Genomic DNA, 1,141 nt, shown 5'->3' with positions numbered 1-1,141 from the left:
GACCTACGTCTCCTGCCATCGCTGCGGCCGGCCCATCTGCCCCGATTGCATGCGCCCGGCGGCGGTTGGCTTCCACTGCCCGGAGGAGGGCGACCGCTCCACGCCGCAGCGCCGAACGCGGACCACACTCGGTGGCCCGGCCCAGGTCGCCCGGCAGGGGCTGGTCACCCAGATCTTCATCGGCCTGTGCGTCGTCGCCTACATCCTGCAGGGCGCGCCCGGGTTGACCGGCCGCGGCACCTTCAACCGCTTCACCGGCGACTTCGCCATGATCGGCATCCAGATCGCGGCGGACGACCAGTACTACCGGCTGCTGACCGCGGCCTTCCTGCACGCCGGCGTGCTCCACATCCTGTTCAATATGTACGCGCTGTACCTGCTCGGGTTTCAGCTCGAGGCGATCCTCGGGCGGGCCCGGTACCTCGCGCTGTTCGTGGCAGGGGCGCTCGGTGGGAACACCCTGAGTTACGTGCTCGGTGACGGGTTCACCGTGTCGGTCGGCGCATCCACCGCGATCTTCGCGTTCTTCGCCGCCTACTACATCATCGCCCGCCGCCTGCGGGTTGACTCCCGGCAGATCCTCATCGTGCTCGGGATCAACCTCGCCATCACCTTCTCGTTCAGCAACATCGACAAATGGGGGCATCTCGGTGGGCTGGCCGTCGGTGCCGTCATCGGTCTGATCTACGCTTACGTCTCGCCCCGCCGGGTGCTGCTCCAAGCGGGCGGGGTCGCCGCCGTGCTCGCGTTGCTGTTCGTCGCCGCGATCATCAAGTCGTCGACACTGGTGTAGCCCGACAGCTGTAGTCCGACGGCTGTAGTGCGGCAGCCCCGGTCGCGGGGGCGAGGACGGCCGCGACGCTTGCACGCCGCCGAGTAGCAGCTACCATTCGCTTTCTTGTCAATACTCATAGTAGCGATCTATGTGTGGTGGCGATAGCGTGATGGATGCCGTGGCACGGCGCGGGCAGGGGGAGCAGATGGCATATTCACCGGTGCGGCGCAGCGGGGGCAGTCCCTTCCCGCCGATCGCCGAGTACGGATTCCTGTCCGACTGTGAGACGTCCTGTCTCGTTGCCCCCAGCGGCAACGTCGAGTGGATGTGCGTGCCCCGGCCCGACGCCCCGAGTGTCTTCGGGTC

The 1,141-nt window shown here is 67.2% G+C and carries 2 protein-coding genes; both read left to right on the top strand.

Annotated elements, in window-relative coordinates:
• Positions 1-793, top strand: a 793-nt coding sequence (locus ACY45C_RS19820) for a rhomboid family intramembrane serine protease (RefSeq protein WP_462189064.1), incomplete at its 5' end; no start/stop codon positions are given.
• A 187-nt stretch (positions 794-980) separates the two neighbouring features.
• Positions 981-1,141, top strand: a 161-nt coding sequence (locus tag ACY45C_RS19815; RefSeq protein ID WP_462189071.1) for a trehalase-like domain-containing protein, incomplete at its 3' end; no start/stop codon positions are given.

It is taken from the genome of Frankia sp. CcWB2, assembly GCF_977927585.1.
The sequence above is the reverse complement of the archived record's forward strand: the minus strand, read 5'-3'. Positions and strand labels throughout refer to the sequence as shown.